Annotated in this window: 5 protein-coding genes and 1 pseudogene; 5 read left to right on the top strand and 1 reads right to left on the bottom strand. The window is 37.6% G+C overall.

What is annotated here, in order from left to right; all coding sequences use genetic code 11:
* Positions 1-218, top strand: a pseudogene (locus B4F08_RS09265) (3-deoxy-7-phosphoheptulonate synthase); the annotation flags it as partial.
* A 56-nt stretch (positions 219-274) separates the two neighbouring features.
* Positions 275-799 carry a protein tyrosine phosphatase family protein gene (locus tag B4F08_RS09260; RefSeq protein ID WP_086209253.1) on the top strand — a complete coding sequence of 175 codons (525 nt, stop codon included), beginning with the start codon at positions 275-277 and terminating at the stop codon, positions 797-799.
* Here the strand turns inward: B4F08_RS09260 and ispF are convergent.
* Positions 787-1,275: a 2-C-methyl-D-erythritol 2,4-cyclodiphosphate synthase gene (ispF, locus tag B4F08_RS09255; RefSeq protein ID WP_119063900.1), complete on the bottom strand. Its 489-nt coding sequence runs from the start codon at positions 1,273-1,275 to the stop codon at positions 787-789. The genes B4F08_RS09260 and ispF overlap by 13 nt on opposite strands.
* Positions 1,276-1,376: 101 nt before the next feature.
* Here ispF and B4F08_RS09250 point away from each other — a divergent pair, with 101 nt between their 5' ends.
* The 3 genes from B4F08_RS09250 to B4F08_RS09240 all read left to right on the top strand — a co-directional run bounded on the left by B4F08_RS09250 (position 1,377) and on the right by B4F08_RS09240 (position 3,255).
* Positions 1,377-2,027 (top strand): A1S_1983 family putative colistin resistance protein, encoded by a 651-nt coding sequence (locus B4F08_RS09250; protein ID WP_162900276.1) that lies wholly within the window; start codon positions 1,377-1,379, stop codon positions 2,025-2,027.
* A gap of 44 nt (positions 2,028-2,071) precedes the next feature.
* Positions 2,072-2,554 carry a CinA family protein gene (locus B4F08_RS09245; protein ID WP_291374219.1) on the top strand — a complete coding sequence of 161 codons (483 nt, stop codon included), beginning with the start codon at positions 2,072-2,074 and terminating at the stop codon, positions 2,552-2,554.
* 80 nt (positions 2,555-2,634) lie between these two features.
* On the top strand, positions 2,635-3,255 hold the full coding sequence (locus tag B4F08_RS09240) for an aminotransferase (RefSeq protein ID WP_291374218.1): 621 nt from the start codon (positions 2,635-2,637) through the stop codon (positions 3,253-3,255).
* The last annotated feature ends 273 nt before the right edge of the window (positions 3,256-3,528 follow it).

Here is a 3,528-nt window from a genome sequence, read left to right as displayed (position 1 = left end):
TGAAAAATATTACAGAACAAATCATTGATGGTAATAAGTCTATTATTGGCATTATGGTTGAAAGTCACCTTAAAGGTGGACGTCAAGAAATTCCTGAAAACTTATGCGACCTCGAATATGGTAAGTCTGTAACCGATGGTTGTATTGACTGGGATACCACAGAAAAGGTATTACTAGAGATGCACGAAGCACTTAAAGACGTTTTACCAAACCGATAAGTTTAAAAAACGCCATCTTCGGATGGCGTTTTTCATTCTATGATTAAGAAAAAATTATGAACGCTATTGAAACTCACTTAAGCCAAACACTGAATTTTCAATTCATCCACGAGCATTTACTGACTTCTGGACAACCAACTGCAGAACAGTTAAAGCAAATTAAAGAGTATGGTGTAAATACTGTGATCAATCTTGCGCTCAGTAATGCCAGTAATCATTTGCCCAGTGAAGATCAAATTTGCTTAGATTTAGGGCTGAACTATATACATGTACCTATTTCGTCGGACATGCCTTCTGATGATCAATGTTTATTGATCTTAGATATGATTGATCATTTAGTTCAAGAACAAACCATTTGGGTACACTGTTCGAAGAACTACAGCGTCAGCAGTTTAATGTATTTATATCGTCAGTATTATATGAATATGGATATGCCGACAGCCCATGAGGCCATGCATCAAATTTGGGAACCCAATGACACATGGACAGGTTTAGCACATGCTGTTGCTTTACAACTTCAAGGCCGTAAAGCAACACAAGAGTTAAAACTCGCGATGATCAATCCTGATCATTTTGCATGAGAAATCAACACTGTTGCAGTAGATAAAATACCTTCTTGACGACCCGTGAAACCGAGTTTCTCTGTGGTCGTTGCTTTGATACTAATCTGCGTAACTTCGACATCAAGAACGTCTGCAATACTTTGACGCATTGCCAGATTATGCGCTGCTAACTTCGGACGTTCACATGCTACGGTAATATCAGCATTATTTAATTGATAGCCACGATCTAAAATAAGCTGATAGACATGTTTAAGCAATACACGACTGTCTGCTCCCTTAAAACGAGGGTCAGTATCTGGAAAGTGTTGACCAATATCCCCCAAGGCCAACGCACCCAATAATGCATCTGTTAAAGCATGCAAAACAACATCACCATCTGAATGTGCTTTCAAACCGTGTGTATGTGGAATCTGAATCCCAGCCAGCGTGACAAACTCACCCTCTTCAAAAGCATGTACATCAAGCCCCTGTCCTATTCGAATATGTGCAACCATGCTCAGTTTCCTTTAAGAAATAAATGATTGAAATCTTGTATTCACGCTTTCTCTTTCGCTATAGTTACAAGCAGCGCAACATAGTGAAAGTATAAGCGATCATGCTGTTGAAAACCGACATAAAACTTATGAAAAAATTTAGTATTTTAGTGTGTCTAAGTTGTCTTTGTACCAGCTTTAGTTATGCTCAAGTCATTGACTGTGACGCTCCTTCATCGTCTGGTCTTAAAAAGATCTGTGGTGATCAATTCAAAGACATTCGGCACAAATTAGACACGCAATCAATGACTGCTTTTTTAATCAGTGATGCCCCACAGCGTTTATTAGTCGATACCCAGCAGCTATGGTTGAACCGTCTACAACAATGTAAATCCTTAGATTGCTATCAACAGCAGATGGACTTTCGAATTGATGATCTGAATTTCTATACTTCACTTAATCAAAGTTTGACCCAACACTATTTAAAGTTTGAACATGGGACGATTGCTAAGCAACCTGTACATCTACAAGTTCATCAACTGTCTAAAGATAAAATTAAGATTGAAGGTATCGCCTACCGTAATCCTAATAATCGTATAGAGACTCAAACCATTTCATTTTTGGCCTACACTACACCAGATCAGAAACAAAACATCACGGACAATGAAAACAACTGCCATTATCAGTTCAACTTTCAAAAAGCCATTCTTTCTGTAAAAAGTGAAAACAAAGCATGTAATCGTTTTGTTGGTGTGTATCGTGTTTATGACTAGGCTACCAAATAGATCAACCTAATGAACATCAGGAGGTTAAAAACGTGCAAATATTAGTACAATGCTGCAACCTCCTAGAACAGAAAAAATTGACCATTGCCTTTATCGAAAGTGCCAGTTCTGGTTATTTGTCCAGTCAGTTTTCGATTTATAAACATAGCGGAGCTGACATTTTACTCGGTGGACTGGTCAGTTACGATCCCAGTATCAAATGTGAAATTTTAAAAATAGATCCAGCATTGATTCAGCAATATACAGCAGAGTCGATTGAAGTCACTGAAGCTATGGCAATTCACGGTCATCGACTGTTTCGTCATGCCGATATCATTGTCTCATGTACAGGGTTATTGAAACCTGGAGGAAGTGCGACGCCTGACAAGCCAGAAGGCACCTTTTACACGGCTATTTATTATCAAAATACATTAAGTAGCTACCAGTATTTGCTGCTAGGAACTGCGCTCGAGCGACTTGATCAACTTACGAAAAACGTAGCCCAAATGGTCATTGAACGTATCCAAAATACTTAAAGCATTATACTCAAGTTAACTTTTCTACATTTTGTAGCCACTAAAGTGAAACATCATCAGTAAAAAATATGAGGTGCCTCATGATGATGAGAATAATCCATCCACTACTTTTCAGTAGCTTATTTTTTTCAAGCCACAGTTTTGCAACTGTAGGTGGACCACAAAATATTGAAGTTTTAGGACTCGACCAAACTGATCAAAAAATTTATGTGATGCGACATTATTTAGATGGTCGGGGTCGTTTGCCACAATTGTATTATTATCAACTCAACAGCAAAACCCCCTCCAAACTGATTGAAGTAAAATCTTTATATATCAATCCAAAAACTCAAAAAATTGACTATGATCAAGACAGTCAGAAGTTTGACCGTGACATTGCAAAAATTAAAAAACGACTCAAAGCTTTAGCGCCGATTCTGCCCAAGCAGGTTAAAATTCAAGTCATCAGTAAGAAGACTTCAAAAGAACCCTCTTGGTATGACCCTACACTCTCCATCCCGAAGTTTAGCTATCAATATCAAGTGAAATACATCAATTTGAAAAGTCCCATACACAAGGCGGTGGACTATAAAAATGGGCTGCGCATTTCGCAAACTTATAAAGTTCCTCATCAACAAAAAGCACTGGTGACAGTTCAATATCTCGGGATTCCTTTTGAAACAGGTTATAACATTGAGGACCCTGTACTTCTCACCCGCTAAAAAAATAAGGTCTAAAATTATGAAAGTAGAGCCTTTTGGCTGAGTGCATTAGATTTTGGCCAAAGCCCCCTATATCCTTTCTATTGTTAGTTATTGCGGGTCAGAGCCTATATAATCTGCATTTGCACAGAATTAGGATGTCTATACTTAGTTCCACTTGATGTATTGACCTAAACAATTTAGTAGCACCACTTGCTAGATTCATAAATTAATTCAACAACATTGAAAAATTCATCATTTTCTAAATTTCTTACGTATTAATATTCAAATCTT

Source organism: Acinetobacter sp. UBA6720, from assembly GCF_002454215.1.
Classification (GTDB): domain Bacteria; phylum Pseudomonadota; class Gammaproteobacteria; order Pseudomonadales; family Moraxellaceae; genus Acinetobacter.
This window is presented reverse-complemented; position numbering and strand designations above follow the sequence as displayed.